The following is a 20,891-nucleotide window of genomic DNA, read 5'->3' as shown; positions in this document are numbered from 1 at the left end:
GCGGACGCGCCCTATCTCCCGGCGGGTCCTGAATCCGTCGGAGGCCGGCCATGCCCGTATCCCGTCGCGCCGTCATCGCCGCAGCCGCTATCGCCCCGCTCGCCGGCCGCCTCGCCGCGGCGGCCGAGCCGCTGATCCGCCGCCCGATACCCTCCACCGGCGAGACGCTCCCGGCCATCGGGATCGGCACGTCCCGGCGCTACGAAGTCGAGCCGACGCCCGAGGCGGTGGCGCCCCTGAAGGAGGCGGTGAAGACCTTCGTTGCACTCGGCGGATCGGTGATCGACACGGCCCCGAGCTACGGCACCGCCGAGGACGTCCTCGGCCTGATCCTGGCGGAGCCCGGCCTGCGCCAGAAGTTCTTCCTCGCCAGCAAGGTCGACACGACCGGCCGCGACGCGACGCTCGCGGAGTTCGACCGATCGCTGAAGCGCATGAAGGTCGATACCCTCGACCTGGTCGCGGTCCACAACCTGATCGACGTGACCGGGAATCTGGCGGTCCTGCGCGATCTGAAGGCGCAGAAGCGCGTCCGGTACGTCGGCGTCACGGTCTGGCGCGACAACCAGCTCGACGCCCTGGAGGCAGTCATGAAGCGCGAGAGCCTCGACTTCATCCAGGTGAACTACGCCATCGACAACCGTGCCGCCGCGGAGCGCGTGCTCCCGCTGGCCGCGGATCGCGGCGTGGCGGTGATGACCAACGTGCCGTTCGGCCGCGATCGCCTGTTCAAGGCGGTCCAGGGCAAGGAGTTGCCGGCGGTCGCCAAGGATCTCGGCTGCGCGAGCTGGCCGCAGTTCTTCCTGAAATACGTGCTCGGCAACCCGGCCGTGACCTGCCCGATCCCCGGCATGGCGAAGGCCGCCTATGTCGAGGACAACCTCGGGGCCGCGCGGGGCAAGCTGCCCGACGCGGCGCAGCGCAAGCAGATGGAGATGTTCATCGATGCGGTCTGATCTCACCTCGCGCCGCGCGGCGCTCGCCCTCGCGGCCGGCCTCGCCGCGGCCGCCGCTCTTCCCGCTTCCGTGCCCGCCGCGGCCCAGGACGGCGCGAAGAAGATCCGGATCGGCGTGATCGGCGCCGGGAACATCGGCGGCACGATCGGGTCGCTCTGGGTCAAGGACGGCCACGAGGTCATGTTCGCCTCCCGCCACCCGGAGCAGCTCGCCGCGATGGTCTCGGAGCTCGGTCCCAAGGCCAGGGCCGGCACGCCCGAGGAGGCGATCAAGTTCGGCGACGCCGTGTTCATCGCCGTCCCCTACAAGGCCTATCCGGACCTCGCGAAGGAGATCGGCCCGTCCCTCAAGGGGAAGGTCGTCCTCGATGCCGGCAACGCCACGCAGAAGCGCGACGGCGCGCTCTACGACGAGGTCCAGGCCAGCGGGATCGGCGCGACCTCGGCCAAGTACTTCCCCGGCGCCAAGATCGTGCGCGCCTTCAACGCGGCCAATTACAAGATCTTCGCCAAGGAGGGCGCGGACGGCGGCAAGGGTCGTGCGGGCGGGCGGATGGCGATCCCGATCGCCGGGGACGACCCGGAGGCGCTGAAGGTCGCCGAGGGCCTCGTCCGCGATGCCGGGTTCGACCCGGTGGTGGTCGGCCCGCTCAAGGATGCCGACAAGTTCGCCATGGGCAGCCCGGGCTTCGGTCACGACGTCACCGCGCCGGAGATGCGCGAGAAACTCGGACTGGCGAAGTAGGCGCGTCGCCCGGCCCCTTGCCGGGCCCCGCAACGGCGAGGGGTCCGACCGAGCCTTCCCCGAGGGAGGCCCGTCCGGGGAAGAAGCCCATTCCGGTGAGATCGGCCCATGCCTGAACCCGCCCGCGGCACGCTCGCGCGCCTGATCGACGTTCAGCCCGGCGAGGGCCGGGCGCTGGCCTGGTCGTGGGCCTACATCTTCTCGATCTTGGCCGCCTACTACGTCCTGCGCCCGATCCGGGACCAGATGGGCGTCGCCGGCGGCATCGAGAACCTGCCCTGGCTGTTCACCGCCACCCTCGTGGGGATGCTCGCGCTCAACCTGCCCTTCGCCTACCTGGTGAAACGGATGCCGCGGGCGCGGTTCGTGCCGATCACCTATCGGTTCTTCGCGGCCAACATCCTGGCGTTCGCGCTGACGCTCTACCTCGCGCCCGCCGAGTGGGGCGTGTGGATCGGCCGGGTGTTCTTCGTCTGGCTGTCGATCTTCAACCTGTTCGTGGTCTCGATCTTCTGGGCGACGATCGTCGACGTGTTCTCGAACGCCCAGGGCAAGCGATTGTTCGGCTTCATCGCGGCCGGCGCGACGCTCGGCGCCATCGCGGGCTCGGCGACCACGGCGATCCTGGCCAAGAACGTCCCGACCTGGGGCCTGATGCTGTGCGCGGTGGCGCTCCTCGAGGTCGCGGTGTTCTGCATGCGCGGGCTCGCCGCGCTGTCGACGCAGCTGCACGAGGTGCCGGGCCGCGACGGGGGCGCCGAGGACGGGCAGGACCGGACGATCGGCGGAAGCGTGCTCGCCGGCGTCACCCGGACCCTCGCATCGCCCTACCTGCTCAACATCTCGCTGTTCCTGCTGCTGTTCTCGGTGACCTCGACGTTCCTGTACTTCGAGCAGGCGGGCATCGCGAAGCGGAGCTTCCCGGACCGCGGCGCGCAGACGGCGTTCTTCGCCAGCGTCGACCTCGCGGTGAACGTCCTCACGCTGGGCATCCAGCTGTTCCTCACGGGCCGGATCGTGAACCGAATCGGCGTCGCCCTGACGCTGGCGATCCTCCCGGCCTTCAGCATCCTCGGCTTCGCGGCGCTCGCGCTCTGGCCGACGATCGGCGTCATCGTGGCGTTCCAGGTGCTCCGCCGGGCCGGGAACTTCGCGATCGCCCGGCCGGTGCGCGAGGTGCTGTTCACCGTCGTCCCCCGGGAGGACCGCTACAAGGCGAAGAGCTTCATCGACACGGTGGTCTACCGGTTGGGCGATCAGGTCGGCGCGTGGTCGTTCACCGGCATCCAGGGCATGGGGCTCGGCAGCGCCAGCGTGGCCGGCGCCGCGATCCCGCTGTCGATGGCGTGGCTCGTGAACAGCGTCTGGCTCGGGCGCGCGCAGGAGCGGCGGCGGGCCGAGCAGGCGGCGGAGCCGGGCATCGAGCCTCAACGGACCGCGCCGGTCGGCCGCGCGGCCGCTTCGCCCGGCGGGTGAGCGCCGTTTCGCCCCGCCTATCGATGCCGCATGAAGTCCCAGACCAGATAGGCCGGGAACGGCAGCATGATCGCGAAGAAGATCCAGTCGAACATCTGAGGCATCAAGCCGTCTCCCGCTCGGTCCCCCCTGGTTCTACCGGCTTCCCGAGGTGAAGTTCCGCGCGGCCGCGGCGGCCGTTAAGAGGCGGTTTACCCTGACGGGTGAGGTATCGCGCTAGTTCCGGGCGGGAGAGTGACATGGCGGGACCTGCATGGTCGGCGCCGCGGCGCCGGTGGCGTGCCGCCGATCCCGCGATGGCGCTGCTCGGGCTCCTCGCCCTGACACCGGCACCCGTCGCCGCGCAGGAGCCGCTCTTCATCCGCATCCGCCCGCTGCCGAACGCCGAGGCGGCGCGCCTCGCCCGGGAGATGCTCTGGGCCCGTCGGCATGCCCATGCCCGCGCGGTGATCGAATCGGTCTGCACCGGCTGCCTGGGCGCCTGGAAGCCCGAACCAGTCCCGCCACCGACGCCCGGACCCGCGCAGGACAGGATTGCGAACCTCACCGTTCCGATAGGGGTTGAACTCGACCCCGGCTCCGGGGCATCCGAGCCCGGTCCCGATCCATCGACCTCCGAGAGGCATCCATGACGCAAGCGCATCCGACCAGCGGCGCCGAGCCCGAAGTCGATTGCCCGGTGACCCTCGAGGTTCTGGGCTCCGTGTACCGGGCCGACGACTTCGACCTGCCGCTGATCCTGGAGCAGATCCTGCCGCTGAAGCGCGCGCAGCTCGCCGCCTACCTCTACGGCAAGAGCCACATGCACAAGCTCGGGCTGAAGGTCGCTCGTTCCTGCGAGCGCGACGACCTGATCCGCGTGGCGGGGGAGATCGGCTCGGTGATCCACGGCCAGGCGCACTTGAAGCCGTCGCGACCGACTCCCGAGCCCGCCCCGCAGCTGCGCGCCAAGACCCCGCCCGGCCAGAAGAAGGTGAGCCTCGCCGGCGCCGCCGCGAAGCCCGCGATCAGCCTCGGTGGCTCGGCCAAGGTCCGCAACTTCGACTGAGAGCTGGCGCGCGTCGGGCCAGCCGAGACCGCCGCGCGCGGCTGGCCGCGCCGGCACCGACGGGGCGACGGCGACGCGCGGGACCTGACGGCCGGGTCCGGCATTCCGTCGGTGACGGCACGTCGGAAGGCCGGACAATCCGGACTTGTGCGTTGCACGCGCCGCGGGCTTCGGATAATCGCCCGCGATGAACACCGACCACGACAAGATCCTGATCGTCGATTTCGGCTCTCAGGTGACGCAGCTCATCGCCCGCCGCGTGCGGGAGGAGGGCGTCTACTGCGAGATCGTGCCCTTCACGAAGGCCGAGGCCGCGTTCCGCGAGCAGAAGCCCAAGGGCGTGATCCTCTCCGGCGGCCCCGAATCGGTTACCGTCGAGGCCTCGCCCCGCGCGCCCCAACTGGTGTTCGATTCGGGCGTCCCGGTCTTCGGCATCTGCTACGGCCAGCAGACCATGGCGGCCCAGCTCGGCGGCGCCGTCGAGGGCGGCCACCACGCGGAGTTCGGCCGCGCCGAGGTCGAGATCCTGGCCGACTGCCCGCTGTTCAAGGGCGTCTGGCACAAGGGCGAGAAGTACCCGGTCTGGATGAGCCACGGTGATCGCGTCACCAAGCTGCCGGACGGCTTCACCACCGTGGCGATCTCCAGGAACGCGCCCTTCGCGGCGGTTGCCGACCAGGCCCGCAACTACTACGCGGTCCAGTTCCACCCGGAGGTGGCGCACACGCCCCACGGCGCCCTGCTGATCCGCAACTTCGTACGCGACGTCGCGGGCTGCTCGGGCGACTGGACCATGGGCGCCTACCGCGAAGAGGCCATCGCCAAGATCCGCGAGCAGGTCGGCTCCGAGAAGGTGATCTGCGGCCTTTCGGGCGGCGTCGATTCGGCCGTGGCGGCGGTGCTGATCCACGAGGCGATCGGCGATCAGCTGACCTGCGTGTTCGTCGACCACGGTCTCCTGCGCCTCGGCGAGGCCGAGCAGGTCGTGGCACTGTTCCGCGACCACTACAACATCCCGCTGGTCCACGTGGAGGCGTCGGGGATGTTCCTCGCGGCTCTGGAGGGCGTCAGCGACCCGGAAATCAAGCGCAAGACGATCGGCCGCCTGTTCATCGACGTTTTCGAGGCCGAATCGAAGAAGATCGGCGGGGCGAAGTTCCTCGCTCAGGGCACGCTCTACCCCGACGTGATCGAGAGCGTGTCGTTCACCGGCGGCCCGTCCGTGACCATCAAGAGCCACCACAACGTCGGCGGCCTGCCCGAGCGCATGAACATGAAGCTCGTGGAGCCGCTGCGCGAGCTTTTCAAGGACGAGGTCCGGGTGCTCGGCAAGGAGCTCGGCCTGCCCGAGGGCTTCGTCGGCCGCCACCCGTTCCCGGGCCCGGGCTTGGCGATCCGCTGCCCCGGCACGATCACCGGCGAGAAGCTGGAGGCCCTGCGCAAGGCCGACGCGATCTACCTCGACGAGATCCGGCAGGCCGGCCTCTACGACACGATCTGGCAGGCCTTCGCGGTGATCCTGCCGGTGAAGACCGTCGGCGTGATGGGCGACGGGCGCACCTACGACCACGTCTGCGCGCTGCGCGCCGTCACCTCGGTCGACGGCATGACCGCCGACTTCTACCCGTTCGACATGGCCTTCCTGGGCCGCGTCGCGACCCGGATCATCAACGAGGTGAAGGGCATCAACCGGGTGACCTACGACATCACCTCGAAGCCGCCCGGCACGATCGAGTGGGAGTGAGCCGGCGTACGGCCCGATTCCCGCGCCGTCATCGCGAGCGGAGCTAAGCGACTCAGGGCAGCGTGACGCTTCGATCCGTGTCGCGCTCCTGGATTGCTTCGCTCCGCTCGCGATGACGCGGCGCCGGTCCTCACGGGGTGCAGAGCGCCGGCTCGACCGCCTTCAGCGCCGGCCGGAACGCCGCGAGGTGCAGCCCGTCGCGCAGGGCGCCGGGCTTGGCGTAACCCGTATCGCCGTCGCGCAGGGCGGCGAACGGATCCGTGAAGACGCAGCCGAGCCGCCCGCAGAGGTTCTGCAACCGGCGCGAGTAATCCGCGACCGCGCCGGCATCGACCAGCTTGCCGATCTCGCGACCCACCGGGGGGAGGGCGGTCACCACGACGCGCGAGCTGAGGGTCTGCAGCCGCTTGACGATCGTCTCGGCGGCGGCCTCGAACTGCTCCGTCGGCTTGTGCAGCTGCGGGTTGTTCTTCACCAGGATGTCGTTGGTCCCGATGGTCAGGACCGCGAGCCGCGGCTGCACCTTGAAGGTCAGGCGCGCGAGATAGTCCGCGTAGCTGCCCGCGGTCGCGCCGCTGATCCCGCCGTTGAGGAAATCGAGCCCGCAGGGGCGCTGGCTACCGGGCTGCAGCTCCACCTGGGAATCGCCGGCCCAGAACACGTAGTCCGGCGGCGCCTCGTCGAGGCTGACCTGCACGGCGATCAGGCGCATCTCGGCGTAGGCCCGCGCGTCGGCCCCCGGCCGGTGCAGGCGCCACCCGGCGAAGCCGCCGATCGCCAGGAGGGCGAGCCCGCCGAGAACGAGGGAAACGACGCGCTTCACGGCTCGGCCCCGGCCCGGTCGACCCGGGCGTCGGGCCGCGCGTCCGTCGAGGCGTAGTAGGGCTTGATGTCGAGGAGCGGCGTGCCGTCGAGGCAATCAAGCCCGCGCACGCGGAGCGTGTCACCGTCGCGGCCGAGCAGTTCCACGACCGACAGGGCGATCGGGTTGGGACGGGCGGGCGAGCGCAGGGAGAACGTGCCCCTGGGGCCGTCGGCGTGGCGCGGCCGCTGGATCACGAGGCCGCGGGTCGCCCGGTCCATCCAGTAGAGGAGGATCAGGTGCGTGCAGCCCGTGACGTTGCGCAGGCCGGGGGCGTAGGCCGGATCGACCTCGACGGTGCAGATTGCGTCGGCCTGCAGGCCGTTCTTCGGACAGTCGGACCGCGCCTGCCAGGGCGTGCGCAGCCGGCCGATGAAGTGGAGGCCCGCGTCGAAGGTCGCGGGCAGGGCGGCCCTCTCTTCACCGGGACGGGTCCCGAACTCATCCGCGTCCAGCCCCGTGTCCATGCTCGCGTCCTCGCCTTCGCGCTCCGCGCCGGTCGGCTTGTCGGCCATGTGTCCGCGGCTCGCAACCCCGCATCTCGCCCCCGGATGGCGCGGGGTGTAGATCCGGCAGCAGGAACGGAGGCGACATGATCGAGCGGGAATTGCGGCCGATGCAGGCGGTGGCGGATGCCGCGACCGCCATCGACCGGCTGGTCGAGCTCTACGACGACGCGGCCGGCGCCCTGCGGACCGCGCTGGAGCGCTACCTTGCCGGCGGGCCGCCGCCGGACGCCACGGAGCGTCTCGCCTTCCGCTACCCGGAGCTGCGGATCAGCTACCGCCCGGACGGGCCGCTGCCCCGGGTCCGGCGCGCCACCGCCAAGCTCCAGGCCGCCGGCACCTATGCCACCACAATCACGCATCCAAGATTCTTCCGGACGTATTTGACCCGCCAGCTGGAGCCGCTGATCGCCGACTACGGCATCGCCCTCGAGGTCGGTCTCAGCGCGCAGGAGATTCCCTATCCCTACGTGCTGGAGGCCGGGCTGGACGCGCGCGGGCGGAGCGTCGACGGCGCGGACCTCGCCACCTACTTCCCGGTGCCGCTCCTGTCGCTCGTGGGCGACGAGATCGCGGACGGGCTGTTCGACCAGATCCCTGGCGAGCCGCTGCCCCTGGCGCTGTTCGACGCGGTTCGGGTCGATTACTCGCTCCGGCGCCTCGTCCATTACACCGGCTGCGACTGGCGCGACGTCCAGCCCTGGATCCTGCTCACCAACTATCACCGCTACGTCGACCAGTTCGTCCGCCACGGCTTGGAGCGGCTCGCCTCGGGCGCGGAGGGGTTCGAGCGGCTGGTCCTGCCGGGTGGCGTGTCCGTGACCCGTGCCGAGGCGGCCGATGCAGACCCGGCCGCTGTGATCGCCGCCTCGCCCTGGCATCGCCATCAGATGCCGGCCTACCACTTGGTGGCGCGCGATTCCGACGGGACCCAGCAGGGCACGACGCTGGTCAATATCGGCGTCGGGCCCTCGAACGCGAAGACGATCACCGACCACTTGGCGGTCCTGCGCCCGGATTGCTGGCTGATGGTCGGCCATTGCGGCGGCCTTCGTCAGTCGCAGACGATCGGCGACTACGTGCTGGCGCACGCCTATCTCCGCCGCGACCGTATCCTCGACGAGCTCGTGCCGCCGGACGTGCCGGTGCCGGCCCTCGCCGAGGTGCAGGTCGCCCTTCAGGACGCCGCCGCCGCGGTGACGGGCGAGCAGGCTGACGCGCTCAAGCGGCGCCTGCGCACCGGCACGGTGGTGACCTACGACGATCGCAACTGGGAACTGCGCTTCAGCCAGGAGCGGCGTCGGATCAACCAGTCCCGCGCCGTGGCGGTGGACATGGAGAGCGGCACGGTCGCCGCCCAGGGCTTCCGCCTGCGCGTTCCCTACGGCGCGCTGCTCTGCGTCTCAGACAAGCCGCTCCACGGCGAGATCAAGCTGCCGGGTGCTGCCAACGCCTTCTACGATCGGGCCGTCTCGGAGCACCTCCGGGTCGGGCTGGCGGCCCTCGACGTTCTTCGGGCCGATCGGCAAGGTCTCCACTCGCGCAAGCTGCGCAGTTTCGATGAACCGCCCTTCCGGTGAGACTTCGTGAAGTCCAGGGTGACGTTCGAGCCCGACGTACATATCGCCAACTCAGCGACCGACTGCCACGCCATCGGTCATACTCAAGCTTGGATACAGCCGCCTTAGAGCCGGGTTGAGTGGTTAGAGCACCACACATCAGGCTGAGCTTTCCCATGACTCGTATCGCACTCGTCTCCACCGCCCTCCTGGCGGCCGTCGCGTTCGCGCCGACCGTCGCCGATGCCCGCGGCTTCGGCGGCGGTGGCTTCCACGGCGGCGGATTTGGCGGGGGCGGTTTCCACGGTGGCGGTTTCGGCGGCGGCTCCCGCGGCGGCAGTGTCGGCGGCGGAGCGTTCCGGAACGGCGGCTTCGGCGGCGGCGCCTTCCAGAACGGCGTCGGCGGGGCGCGGGTCGGCGGACTGGGCGGCGGCTTCCGCGGGGCCGGGCTCGGCGTGGCCGGCGTCGGCGGCGTCCGGACCGGCGGCCTGCGGGCCGGCGGTTATAACCAGGCCGGCCGGTTCGGCGGGGTCGGGAACCGCGGGATCGCCGGTCGCGGCTTCGTCAACCGCGGCTATTACGGCCACCGCTACGGACGCGGCGTCGGCTACGGACTCGCCGGCCTCGGGCTCGGCCTCGGCGTCGGTTACGGCCTGGGCGGTCTCGACTACGGCTACGACAATTGCGCCTACACTTACGGCTACGGCGCCTACGACCCGGCTGCCTGCAACGGCTACTACAGCTACGGCTACTGAGTCAGGCGACGCGGGTCTCGTCCCCACGGCGCATCCTCGAAACCGCGCGACGCCCGGCCGGCCTTCGGTCGGGCAATGTCGTGAGGACCCCTGGGCCAGATCGGCCCACCGGATCCACAGCCTTCGCCGCAGGCGAAGGCTCGCTCAACAAGTCCCGAATTGCGAACCGTTCCAATCCGATGAGGATGCCGCTTCCGGCGTAGCGTGGTGCGGGGACGATCGCGGTGAGCGGCGAGGGACTGGTTGCGGCGACGGCGGGGCTGCTTGTGCTGTGCATGGGCCTGTGGGCGACCGCGCTGCTGCCCGAGATCATCACGGCACTCGCCTTCTTCGGACTGGCGATGCTGCTGCGTCTCGGCTCGGCCGCGACGGTGTTCTCGGGCTTCTCGTCCTCCGCGTTCTGGCTGGTCCTGTCCGGCATGGTAGTGGGGCAGGGCATGACCCGGACCGGCCTGGGCGCCCGGATGGCGCGCACCCTCGCCCTGCGGCTCTCCGGCTCCTACGGCCGCTTCATCGCTGGGCTGGTGACGCTGAGCTTCCTCATCGCCTTCGTCATGCCGTCGAATCTGGGCCGCATTGCCCTGATGATCCCCGTCACCCTCGCACTCTGCGACGCCTTCGGCCTCGCGGCCGGGCGCCCGGGGCGGACGGGTGCGGTCCTGGCCGTCGGCCTCGCCACCCCGATCCTCTCTGCGGCGATCCTGCCCGCCAACGTCCCGAACCTCGTGATGGCCGGCTCGGCCGAGCACCTGCTCGGCCTGCACCTGCCGTACCTCTCTTACTTCCTTCTGCATGCCCCGGTCCTGGCGCTGGTGAAGGGCGTGCTGCTCGTCGGCCTCATCGTCCGGCTGTTCCCGGACAACCTCGGCTCCGCCGCTCCGGCCCTGCCGGACCTTCCCCCGCTATCCGCGCCCGAGCGGCGCCTCGCGGTGATCCTCGCCTGCACGCTGATCCTCTGGATGACCGACAGCCTCCACGGACTTGCCCCCGCCTGGGTCGGCCTCGCCGCCGCGGTCGTCTGCCTGCTGCCGCGGATCGGGGTCCTGCCGCCGGAGGCGTTCCAACAGGTGAACCTGCGGACCTGCTTCTACATCGCGGCGCTGCTCGGCCTCGTCGCCCTCGTCAACGAGACCGGGCTCGGCGAGCGCCTCGGCCATCTGCTGCTGACCGTCGCCCCCCTGGCGCACGACGCGCCGACGCAGAACTTCGCGGTGCTCACCGGCATCGCCACGGTGCTGACCCTCCTCGTCACCGCCAACGGCGCCCCGGCCCTGTACACGGCGCTCGCGGGCGAGATGTCGGAGGCGAGCGGCCTGTCACCCTTCGCGGTCGTCTCGCTGCAGGTGATCGGCTACTCGACCCTGTTCTTCCCCTATCAGGCGCCCCCGATCGTGTTCGCCAGCGAGCTCGGGCGGGTCCGTCTCCGGGACGCGACCCGGCTCACCCTGAGCTTCGGTTTCCTGTCGCTCCTCGTGGCGGCGCCGCTCGACTACGCGTGGTGGCGCCTCCTGGGACAGCTGAAGTGACAGAATCGGCAAAGTGTCGCCCCAGAGGGCACATTGCGCCGCACCATGACGGATTGCGGGTTGCCCGCTCAGGCTCTAGCGCTACCAGATTAGAGACGGTCCAGTTCGCAGCTGCGAGGCTTCAACACGATGGCACCCACCGCCCGCCCGACAGTGGCTCAGCCCATGTCGCCGCATCTCCAGATCTATCGCTGGACCTGGACGATGGCGATGTCGGTGTTCCACCGCATCACCGGCACCGCGCTCTACGGCGGGACTGCTCTCGTCGCGATCTGGCTCGTGGCTCTGGCCTCGGGACCGGCCGGCTACTCTTACGTGGCCGGGTTCTTCGGCTCGATCTTCGGGCGCCTGATCCTGTTCGTCTACACGTGGATCCTGATGCACCACATGCTCGGCGGCATCCGGCACCTGATCTGGGACACCGGCGTCGGCTTCGACCGGGAGAAGCGCCTCTCGATGGCCCGGCTGACGCTGATCGGCTCGGTGGCCCTCACCCTCGTCATCTGGGCGGTCGCCCTTCTGGTCCGCTGAGGAGGACGACATGGCTAAGGAAGAGGTCCGGCAGGACACGCGCGTCTCGATCCGCACGCCGCGCGCCCGCGTACGCGGCCTCGGCGTCTCCCATCACGGCGCCGGGCACTGGTGGCTGCAGCGGCTGACCGCCGTCGCCAACGTCGTGCTGATGCTGAGCTTCGTGGTGATCATCGCCAAGATGGCGGGCCGCGGCTACCCGGAGGCGCGGCTCCTCGTCGCGACCCCTCTGGTGTCGATCCTCCTGATCCTGGCGCTACTGTCGGTCACGGTCCACATGCGCCTCGGCATGCAGGTGATCATCGAGGACTACGTGCACGCGCCGGCGACGAAGATCGCGGCGGTGTTCGCCAACAATGCCTACGCGGTCGTCGTGGCCGTCGCCTGCCTCTACGCGGTCCTGCGCATCGGCTTCGGACAGCCGGCCTGACACCGCCAACATCGATCTCGAGGAGCCGAACATGGCCGCCAACGGCACCAACGGCAGCGGGCCTGCCTACACCATCCACGATCACGCCTTCGACGTCGTGATCGTCGGCGCGGGCGGCGCGGGACTGCGCGCCACGGTGGGCTGCTCGGAAGCGGGCCTGCGCACCGCCTGCATCACCAAGGTGTTCCCGACGCGCTCACACACGGTGGCGGCGCAGGGCGGCATCTCGGCCTCGCTGGGCAACATGGGCCCGGACGACTGGCGCTGGCACATGTACGACACCGTGAAGGGATCGGACTGGCTCGGCGACCAGGACGCCATCGAGTACCTCGTGCGCAACGCGCCCGCCGCCGTCTACGAGCTGGAGCACTGGGGCGTACCGTTCTCCCGCACGGAGGAGGGCAAGATCTACCAGCGCCCGTTCGGCGGCATGACGACCGATTACGGCAAGGGCACCGCCCAGCGCACCTGCGCGGCGGCCGACCGGACCGGCCACGCGATGCTGCACACCCTCTACGGGCAGGCGGTGAAGAACCAGACCGATTTCTTCATCGAGTACTTCGCCCTCGACCTGATCATGGACGACGAGGGCCGCTGCCGCGGCGTCATCGCCCTCGATCAGGCCACTGGCGAGATCCACCGCTTCCGCGCCCAGATGACCATCCTGGCGACCGGCGGCTACGGCCGCGCCTACTTCTCGGCGACCTCCGCCCATACCTGCACGGGCGACGGCAACGCCATGGTGCTGCGCGCCGGCCTGCCGCTGCAGGACATGGAGTTCGTGCAGTTTCACCCGACCGGCATCTACGGCGCGGGCTGCCTGATCACCGAAGGCTCCCGCGGCGAGGGCGGCTACCTCACCAATTCCGAGGGCGAGCGCTTCATGGAGCGCTACGCGCCGTCGGCGAAGGACCTCGCCTCGCGCGACGTGGTCTCGCGCTCCATGACCATGGAGATCCGCGACGGCCGCGGCGTCGGCAAGAACAAGGATCACATCTACCTGCACCTCGACCACCTGGACCCGAAGATCCTGCACGAGCGCCTGCCGGGCATCTCGGAATCCGCGCGGATCTTCGCGGGCGTCGACGTGACCAAGGAGCCGATCCCGGTCATCCCGACCGTCCACTACAACATGGGCGGCATCCCCACGAACTATCACGGCGAGGTGCTGACGCTGCGCGACGGCAACCCCGACACGGTGGTCCCGGGGCTGATGGCGATCGGCGAGGCGGCCTGCGTCTCCGTCCACGGCGCCAATCGCCTCGGCTCGAACTCGCTGATCGATCTCGTGGTCTTCGGCCGCGCCGCCGGCAAGCGCTGCGCCGAGATCGTCGAGCCGAACGGCCGGGCCATGGAGTTGCCCAAGGGCGCGACCGACAAGGCCCTCGAGCGCCTCGACCGGTTCCGCTACGCCAACGGCTCGACGCCGACCGCCGAACTCCGTGCCGAGATGCAGAAGACGATGCAGAACAACTGCGCCGTGTTCCGCACCGGCGAGGTGCTGGAGGAGGGCAAGGGCCTGATCCACAAGGTCTGGAACGCCGCCGCCGACGTGAAGATCACCGACCGGTCGCTGGTCTGGAACACCGACCTCCTGGAGACCCTGGAGTTCGACAACCTGATCGGCCAGGCGGTGGTGACGATGGAATCGGCCGCCAACCGCACGGAATCCCGCGGTGCCCACGCGCGCGAGGACTTCCCGGACCGCGACGACAAGGACTGGATGAAGCACACGCTGTCGTGGCTCGACGAGGGCCAGCACCAAGTGGTCATCGATTACCGCCCGGTCCACACCTACACGATGTCCAACGAGATCCAGTACATCGAGCCCAAGGCGCGCGTGTACTGATCTGCAACTCTGCACAACGACTGCGGCGGCGGGGCCTCACCCCTCCGGCCGCCGCGTCCTGCTCCAGCGGAAGCCGTCGAGAACCATGGCTCAGTTCAACCTTCCGAAGAATTCCCAGATCACCCAGGGCAAGTCCTGGCCGGCCCCGCCCGGCGCCAGGAACCTGCAGACCTTCAAGATCTACCGCTGGAACCCGGATGACGGGGCCAACCCGCGGATCGATACCTATCAGGTCGACCGCGAGGATTGCGGCCCGATGGTCCTCGACGCGCTGCTGTGGATCAAGAACAAGGTCGACTCGACGCTGGTCTTCCGCCGCTCCTGCCGCGAGGGCATCTGCGGCTCCTGCGCGATGAACATCGAGGGGCAGAACGCGCTCGCCTGCACGATGGGCATCGACGAGTGCAAGAGCCCCGACAACGCCCTGCCGGTGATGACCCGCAAGGACAAGGACGGTGCGATTCGGATCTACCCGCTGCCGCACATGCCGGTCCTCAAGGATCTCGTGCCGGACCTGACGAATTTCTACGCCCAGCACGCCGCCATCGAGCCCTGGCTCCAGACCGAGACGCCCGCGCCCGAGAAGGAGTGGCGCCAGACGCCGGAGGACCGCTCCCGCCTCGACGGCCTCTACGAGTGCATCCTGTGCGCGTGCTGCACCACGTCCTGCCCGAGCTACTGGTGGAACGGCGACAAGTTCCTCGGCCCGGCGGCCCTGCTGCAGGCCTATCGCTGGCTGATCGACTCGCGCGACGAGAACACGGGCCACCGCCTCGACGGGCTGCACGACCCGTTCCGGCTGTACCGCTGCCACACGATCATGAACTGCGCCAACACGTGCCCGAAGAGCCTGAACCCGGCGAAGGCCATCGCCGAGATCAAGAAGATGATGGTCGAGCGCACGCTCTGATCGCGCAGTCGAATCGGGTGTTGAGGCCTGAAGGCCACACCCGGCCGAAAAGGCCGGCTCTCCGCAGCAGAGTTGGTCCGGGCTGAGAGGGCTGCCTTGCGGACAGCGCAATTGCCACGGAGTCAGGATCGAAGCGCCTCCGCGCCGTGAATCCTGACCCGAAGTGGACCGATGCTGCGCCCGAGCCTGTCGACGTTCGCCGTTCTCTGTCTGGCCGCCAGCCTCGGCGCCTGCGCCTCCAGCCGCCTCGACGGGCCGCGCACCCGGGGGCCGTCGCCCCAGGCATCCCTGGACACGGTGCCGGCCATGCCGTCGGGCACGGTGACGGCGGCCCCGCTGGCGCCGCCGCCCGGCGTCGCGGCGAGCCCCGACGCGCCGCCCCCGCCCGGTGCCCAGGCGGCCGCGCCGCCCGCCGGCGGCCCCACCGTGATCGCCGAGCCGGTCGCCCCGCCGGCGCCGCCGCCGCCGGTCGCCACGGGCGGCCGCTCGTCGGTGGTCGGAAGCTGGGATGCGCGGGACGCGACCGGTGCGAACTGCAAGGTCACGCTCTCGAGCACCCCGGCCCTCGACCTCTACCGGGCGACGGCCTCGGGCTGCGCCAACAAGGATCTCGCGCGGGTCTCGGCCTGGGACTTCCGCGACGGCGAGGTCTACCTCTACCAGCCGGGCGGCTCGGTGGCGGCGCGGCTGCGCCAGGGCGGCGGCGGCCTGGAAGGCGCCCTCACCAAGTCCGGCGCGGCCCTCGCCCTGAACCGCTGAGGCCGGGCAGCGCGACCACGCCGCGCGGTTGGCACGGGGCGGGAGGCGATTACATGAGGGGCTCCCGCCGCGTCACGCCCCCATCAACATGTTCCTCGATTGGCTTGAACGCCGCGTCGACCCCTTCGCGCCCTTCGACGAGGCGCGGATGCCGCCGCGGTCGGTGCTCGGCTTCGCCTGGTTCTACCTGCGCCCGATCCGCGCCGCCCTGGCGGCGCTGTTCGTCATCGCGGTGATCGCCGGCACGGTCGAGGCCTCCCTCTACCTCGTGATGCGCTGGTTCATCGACCTGCTCGGCTCGGCCGACCGGGCGACGGTGCTGTCGGACCACGCGGTCGAGCTCGGGCTGGTGGTCCTGCTGATCGCCGTGGTGCGACCGCTGTCGATCTGGGCCCACGAGGTGCTGTCCAACCAGCTCGTCGTGCCGCAATCGACCAGTCAGATCCGCTGGCGGGCGCATCTCTACACCCTCGGGCACGCGCTCTCGTATTTCCAGGGCGACTTCTCGGGACGGCTCGCCAACCGCGTCGTCCAGGTGGGCCCGGCGGTGCGGGAACTCGCCGTCGTCTTCATCGACACCCTCCTGTATGTGGCGATCTACGCGATCACCGCGGTCGGGCTGTTCAGCGCGATCTCGCCGTGGCTCACCGTCCCGGTGCTGCTCTGGATCGCCGCCTACGCGGCCCTGACCGCGTGGTTCGTGCCCCGAGCCCGCGCGCGCTCGCACAAGACCGCCGACACCCGCTCGACGCTGATCGGCCGCATCGTCGACAGCTACACCAACATTCTGACGGTGAAGCTCTTCGCCCGCGACCGCGAGGAGCGGGCCGCGGTGCAGGACGCCGTGGAAGTCCACACCGCCGCCTATCTCCATCAGTTCCGGCTGGTCACCCTGACGACGAGCCTCCTCGGCCTGCTCAACAGCGGGCTCCTGATCGCCACCGGCGCGGCCTGCCTCGTGCTGTGGCGCGACGGCGGCATGACGACCGGCGAGGCGTCGGCGGGGCTCGCCCTGGTCCTGAGGCTGATCGCCATGTCGGGCTGGGTCATGCAGACCGTGCGCGGCGTCTTCGAGAATGTCGGCGTGGTCCAGGAGAGCATGCAGACGATGGCCCGGCCGCACGCCCTCGTCGACGCGCCGGACGCGCGGACGCTCGCCGTCACCGGCGGCGAGATCCGGTTCGAGGAGGTCGGCTTCCACTACGGGCGCGGCGACGCCACCGTCATCGAGGATTTCTCCCTGACGATCCGTCCGGGCGAGAAGGTCGGGCTGGTCGGCGTCAGCGGCGCCGGCAAGTCGACCCTGGCGGGCCTGCTCCTGCGGCTCTACGACGTGGAGAGCGGGCGGATCCTGGTGGACGGCCAGGACATTGCGACGGTGACCCAGCAATCCCTGCGCGAGGCCATCGCGATGGTCAGCCAGGACACCTCCCTGCTGCACCGCTCCATCCGCGACAACATCGCCTACGGCCGCCCCGGCGCCACCCAGGCGGAGATCGAGCGGGCCGCGCGGCTCGCCCACGCGGACACGTTCATCGCCGATCTCGTCGACCACAAGGGCCGGCGCGGCTACGACGCCCAGGTCGGCGAGCGCGGCGTCAAGCTGTCCGGCGGCCAGCGCCAGCGCATCGCCATCGCCCGCGTCATGTTGAAGGACGCGCCGATCCTGATTCTCGACGAGGCGACCTCGGCGCTCGACAGCCAGGTCGAGGCGGCGATCCAGGAATCCCTCGACACGCTGATGGCCGGCAAGACCGTGTTGGCCATCGCGCACCGCCTGTCGACGATCGCGGCCCTCGACCGGCTGGTCGTGATCGACCGAGGCCGGATCATCGAGGAGGGGACTCACGCCGAGCTGGTCGCCGCCGGCGGCGTGTATGCTGGCCTCTGGACTCGACAGTCGGGCGGTTTTCTCGACGACGGGACGGCCCGATACGACAGCGCCGTCGCCTGAGCGTCGGAGGAGCGAGATTGCCGGCAACATACCGCTACGATCGAGGGGCGACCTTATCGCCGCGCCGCACACTGCGGCTTGACTCGGGGGCGGCAGACGGTCTCATTGCTCAGATTAGAACCATAATGCTTTGTTCCCGGGACGAGCCGGGACGAGGGCACCTGCGGCCCTGACGCCGACGCATGGAGTTCCGAACCTTGGCGAACACATCAGCCGCCGCTGCCGCGGTCTCTGGTCATGAGGGCAGCCGCCGTGACTTCCTGTTCCTGGCGACCGGCGCCGGCTTGGCGGTCGGGGCGGGGGCCGTCGTCTGGCCGCTCATCTCCTCCATGGCACCCGACGCCGACACGATCGCCGCCGGCGCGCCGATCGAGGTCGACCTGACACCGATCCAGGACGGTCAGATCATCAACGTCTTCTGGCGCGGCAAGCTGATCTTCGTGCGCAAGCTGACCGCCAAGGAAGTGACCGACATGAAGGCGGTCCCGCTCTCGGCGATGATCGACCCGGCCGCCTTCCCGACGCGGGTCAAGAGCGGCCACGACCAGTGGCTCGTGGTCTACGGCAACTGCACGCATCTCGGCTGCGTGCCGATCGGCCACCAGGGCAATTTCGAGGGCTGGGCCTGCCCGTGCCACGGCTCGCAATTCGACGCGGTGGGTCGCGTGCGCCACGGACCGGCGCCCATCAACCTGCCGATCCCGCCCTACGCCTTCCAGACCGATGCCAAGATTCGGATCGGCGAAGGCGGCAAGGAAGCGGCCTGAGGAGGACGGAAGCATGAGCGGAACGGCTAGCACCTACGTCCCCAAGAGCCGCGTGGCCAAATGGTTCGAGGCGCGCCTGCCCATCGCCGGGCTGGTGCACTCGTCCTTCATCGCCTACCCGGTTCCGCGGAACCTCAACTATTTCTGGACCTTCGGGGCGATCCTCGCCGCCTTCCTGGGAATCCAGATCGTCACCGGCATATGGCTGGCGATGCACTACGAGCCCTCGGCGACAGGTGCCTTCACCTCCGTCGAGAAGATCATGCGCGACGTGAACTACGGATGGCTGCTGCGCTACGCGCACGCCAACGGCGCCTCGATGTTCTTCGTCGCCGTCTACGTCCACATGTTCCGCGCCCTCTATTACGGGTCGTACAAGGCGCCGCGCGAGGTGCTCTACATCCTCGGCGTCGTCATCTACCTCCTGATGATGGCGACCGCCTTCCTCGGCTACACGCTGCCGTGGGGCCAGATGAGCTTCTGGGGCGCGACCGTCATCACCAACATCCTGGCGGCCATCCCGGTGGTCGGCGACACGATTCAGACCCTGCTGTGGGGCGGCTACTCGGTGGGCAACCCGACCGTGAACCGCTTCTTCTCGCTGCACTACCTGCTGCCGTGGATGATTGCCGGCGTTGTCGTGCTGCACGTCTGGGCCCTGCATGTCACCGGGCAGAACAACCCGGCCGGCATCCCAATCAAGTCGGGCAAGGACGCGGTGCCGTTCACGCCCTACGCGACGGTCAAGGACGTGTTCGCGACCTGCGTGTTCATGATCCTGTTCGCGTGGTTCCTGTTCTACCAGCCGAACTATCTCGGCCACGCCGACAACTACATCCAGGCGAACCCGGCGGTGACGCCCGCGCACATCGTGCCGGAATGGTACTTCCTGCCGTTCTACGCGATCCTGCGCGCGGTCCCAAGCAAGCTCGGCGGCGTCATCCTGATGTTCTCGGCGGTGATCATCCTGGCCTTCGCGCCGTGGCTCGACACGTCGCGGATCCGCTCGTGCAACTACCGGCCGATCTACCGCCAGTTCTTCTGGGTGTTCATCGGCGCGACCCTCCTCCTCGGCTGGCTCGGCTCGCAGCCCCCGGAGGGCGGCTACGTGCTCGCCGCCCAGGTCTGCACCGCCTACTACTTCGCGCACTTCCTGATCGTCATGCCGCTCTGCGGCCTGTTCGAGACGCCGAAGAAGTTGCCGGGCTCGATCCTCGAGAGCGTGACCGGACCGGGCAAGCAGGTGACCGGATCCGGCATGCCGGCGGGCGCCGCCGCCGCTCCGACCACCAAAGGCTGACGGGCTGACGACAGGACCATGATGATGACCCGCGTCCTCTCGACGACCGCCGCGGCCGCCCTGGCGGCCCTGCTGATCGGCGCCGTGCCGGTCTCCGCCCAGGAAGGGCATGGCGGGCCGATCCCGGCCCGCGTGAACTGGAGCTTCGCCGGCGTGTTCGGCCGCTTCGACACCGCGCAGCTGCAGCGCGGCTTCCAGGTCTACAAGGAGGTCTGCTCCGCCTGCCACTCGATGAAGCTGGTCTCCTTCCGCAACCTCGCGCAGGAGGGCGGGCCGCACTTCTCCGCCGGGCAGGTCAAGGCGCTGGCCGCGACCTACCAGGTGAAGGACGGGCCGAACGACGCCGGCGACATGTTCGAGCGGCCGGGCCGCCCGGCCGACACCTTCCCGCCGCCCTTCCCGAACGATCAGGCTGCGGCCGCGGCCAACGGCGGCAAGGCCCCGCCGGACTTCTCGGTCATCGCCAAGGCGCGGACCTTCTCCCGCGGCTCGCTCTACTTCCTGACCGACTGGCTGCCGCTCGTCGGCTACTCGGAGCAGGGGCCGGACTACATCCACGCCCTGATCAACGGCTACCAGGATCCGCCGAAGGACTTCGCGCTGCCGGAGGGCGGCCACTACAACAAGTACTATCCGGGCCACATCATCGCGATGCCGCCGCCGATCACCGACGGGCAGGTCTCCTACCCCAAGAACGATCAGGGCCAGCCGGTCGTGCCCGAGACGCTGGACCAGTACGGCAAGGATGTCTCGGCCTTCCTGATGTGGGCGGCCGAGCCGCACATGATGGACCGCAAGGCCCTGGGCTTCCGGGTGATCCTGTTCCTGATCGTGCTGTCGGGTCTGCTCTACTACGTGAAGAAGAAGATCTGGGCGGATGTCGGTGGCGAGGTGCACGGCCTCCAACCGGAGCTGCACAAGACCTACTGAGGCGGGCCGGATCGGTTCGCAGTTCGGATGGGCCTCCCTCGCGGAGGCCCATCTTTTTTTCGGCCGGCGCTCCATGCTACCGCTCGCCCGCCGCGACGGTCCGCCTCCCGAGACTGGCCGCCCCCTGCACCACCTCATCCTGAGGTGACCGCGTCAGCGGGCCTCGCAGGAGGGCTTCAGGGATCAGCGCGGCGTCCGGAGGTCTCCGTCGAGGCCTGCGCATGGCTCCGGCACCCGAGGACGAGGTGCCGGGTGGGATAGGCCGCGCTGCCGAGGCGTCGCGC

At 69.8% G+C, this 20,891-nt stretch carries 20 protein-coding genes; 18 read left to right on the top strand and 2 right to left on the bottom strand.

The features are described from left to right. The first annotated feature begins 50 nt into the window (after positions 1-50). From ASG32_RS00530 to guaA, 6 genes are all read left to right on the top strand, one after another. Positions 51-956, top strand: coding sequence for an aldo/keto reductase (locus ASG32_RS00530; RefSeq protein ID WP_056521297.1), 906 nt, complete (start codon positions 51-53; stop codon positions 954-956). After that, a complete protein-coding gene (locus tag ASG32_RS00525) occupies positions 946-1,701 on the top strand; it encodes an NADPH-dependent F420 reductase (RefSeq protein WP_056521294.1) in 756 nt (251 codons plus the stop codon). Before ASG32_RS00530 ends, ASG32_RS00525 begins: the two co-directional genes overlap by 11 nt. Before the next feature lie 108 nt (positions 1,702-1,809). Next, positions 1,810-3,177, top strand: a complete 1,368-nt coding sequence (locus ASG32_RS00520; RefSeq protein WP_056521291.1) for an MFS transporter — start codon at positions 1,810-1,812, stop codon at positions 3,175-3,177. 296 nt (positions 3,178-3,473) lie between these two features. After that, positions 3,474-3,809 carry a hypothetical protein gene (locus ASG32_RS00515; protein WP_082557698.1) on the top strand — a complete coding sequence of 112 codons (336 nt, stop codon included), beginning with the start codon at positions 3,474-3,476 and terminating at the stop codon, positions 3,807-3,809. After that, on the top strand, positions 3,806-4,225 hold the full coding sequence (locus tag ASG32_RS00510; protein WP_056521284.1) for a hypothetical protein: 420 nt from the start codon (positions 3,806-3,808) through the stop codon (positions 4,223-4,225). Before ASG32_RS00515 ends, ASG32_RS00510 begins: the two co-directional genes overlap by 4 nt. 187 nt (positions 4,226-4,412) lie before the next feature. Then, on the top strand, positions 4,413-5,969 hold the full coding sequence (gene guaA / locus ASG32_RS00505) for a glutamine-hydrolyzing GMP synthase (RefSeq protein WP_056521280.1): 1,557 nt from the start codon (positions 4,413-4,415) through the stop codon (positions 5,967-5,969). Positions 5,970-6,099: 130 nt separating this feature from the next. Here guaA and ASG32_RS00500 read toward each other — a convergent pair whose 3' ends face one another. Together ASG32_RS00500 and tsaA are read right to left on the bottom strand one after the other, a co-directional pair. Next, positions 6,100-6,792, bottom strand: a complete 693-nt coding sequence (locus tag ASG32_RS00500) for a GDSL-type esterase/lipase family protein (RefSeq protein ID WP_020091763.1) — start codon at positions 6,790-6,792, stop codon at positions 6,100-6,102. Further along, positions 6,789-7,298, bottom strand: a complete 510-nt coding sequence (tsaA, locus tag ASG32_RS00495; RefSeq protein WP_056522198.1) for a tRNA (N6-threonylcarbamoyladenosine(37)-N6)-methyltransferase TrmO — start codon at positions 7,296-7,298, stop codon at positions 6,789-6,791. Before tsaA ends, ASG32_RS00500 begins: the two co-directional genes overlap by 4 nt. 125 nt (positions 7,299-7,423) lie before the next feature. On the opposite strand from tsaA, the gene ASG32_RS00490 reads away from it, so the two are divergent. The 12 genes from ASG32_RS00490 to ASG32_RS00435 all read left to right on the top strand — a co-directional run bounded on the left by ASG32_RS00490 (position 7,424) and on the right by ASG32_RS00435 (position 20,607). Next, positions 7,424-8,917, top strand: a complete 1,494-nt coding sequence (locus ASG32_RS00490) for an AMP nucleosidase (RefSeq protein WP_056521276.1) — start codon at positions 7,424-7,426, stop codon at positions 8,915-8,917. 155 nt (positions 8,918-9,072) lie between these two features. Then, positions 9,073-9,651 (top strand): hypothetical protein, encoded by a 579-nt coding sequence (locus tag ASG32_RS00485; protein WP_056521273.1) that lies wholly within the window; start codon positions 9,073-9,075, stop codon positions 9,649-9,651. Between the two features lie 224 nt (positions 9,652-9,875). After that, positions 9,876-11,177, top strand: a complete 1,302-nt coding sequence (locus ASG32_RS00480; RefSeq protein ID WP_056521270.1) for an SLC13 family permease — start codon at positions 9,876-9,878, stop codon at positions 11,175-11,177. Positions 11,178-11,306: 129 nt separating this feature from the next. Then, positions 11,307-11,708, top strand: coding sequence for a succinate dehydrogenase, cytochrome b556 subunit (sdhC, locus tag ASG32_RS00475; RefSeq protein ID WP_026604731.1), 402 nt, complete (start codon positions 11,307-11,309; stop codon positions 11,706-11,708). Positions 11,709-11,718: 10 nt separating this feature from the next. Next, positions 11,719-12,138 carry a succinate dehydrogenase, hydrophobic membrane anchor protein gene (sdhD, locus tag ASG32_RS00470; protein ID WP_042674306.1) on the top strand — a complete coding sequence of 140 codons (420 nt, stop codon included), beginning with the start codon at positions 11,719-11,721 and terminating at the stop codon, positions 12,136-12,138. A gap of 31 nt (positions 12,139-12,169) precedes the next feature. Further along, on the top strand, positions 12,170-13,987 hold the full coding sequence (gene sdhA, locus ASG32_RS00465) for a succinate dehydrogenase flavoprotein subunit (protein ID WP_056521268.1): 1,818 nt from the start codon (positions 12,170-12,172) through the stop codon (positions 13,985-13,987). A gap of 85 nt (positions 13,988-14,072) precedes the next feature. After that, entirely contained in the window at positions 14,073-14,897 is an 825-nt protein-coding gene (locus ASG32_RS00460; protein ID WP_024831121.1) for a succinate dehydrogenase iron-sulfur subunit, read from the top strand. Between the two features lie 171 nt (positions 14,898-15,068). Further along, complete coding sequence (locus tag ASG32_RS00455) at positions 15,069-15,656, top strand: protease inhibitor Inh/omp19 family protein (RefSeq protein WP_056521266.1); 588 nt, start codon at positions 15,069-15,071, stop codon at positions 15,654-15,656. A gap of 88 nt (positions 15,657-15,744) precedes the next feature. Next, positions 15,745-17,610 (top strand): ABC transporter ATP-binding protein, encoded by a 1,866-nt coding sequence (locus tag ASG32_RS00450; RefSeq protein ID WP_056521263.1) that lies wholly within the window; start codon positions 15,745-15,747, stop codon positions 17,608-17,610. Positions 17,611-17,807: 197 nt separating this feature from the next. Next, positions 17,808-18,377, top strand: a complete 570-nt coding sequence (gene petA, locus ASG32_RS00445) for a ubiquinol-cytochrome c reductase iron-sulfur subunit (protein ID WP_056522196.1) — start codon at positions 17,808-17,810, stop codon at positions 18,375-18,377. Between the two features lie 13 nt (positions 18,378-18,390). Next, positions 18,391-19,677 (top strand): cytochrome b N-terminal domain-containing protein, encoded by a 1,287-nt coding sequence (locus ASG32_RS00440; RefSeq protein ID WP_020091775.1) that lies wholly within the window; start codon positions 18,391-18,393, stop codon positions 19,675-19,677. 18 nt (positions 19,678-19,695) lie between these two features. Then, positions 19,696-20,607 (top strand): cytochrome c1, encoded by a 912-nt coding sequence (locus tag ASG32_RS00435; RefSeq protein WP_056521259.1) that lies wholly within the window; start codon positions 19,696-19,698, stop codon positions 20,605-20,607. Positions 20,608-20,891 lie beyond the last annotated feature (284 nt).

Origin of the sequence: Methylobacterium sp. Leaf361, from assembly GCF_001424445.1 — a bacterium.
In the GTDB taxonomy this organism is placed as follows: Bacteria; Pseudomonadota; Alphaproteobacteria; order Rhizobiales; family Beijerinckiaceae; genus Methylobacterium.
The sequence above is the reverse complement of the archived record's forward strand: the minus strand, read 5'-3'. Positions and strand labels throughout refer to the sequence as shown.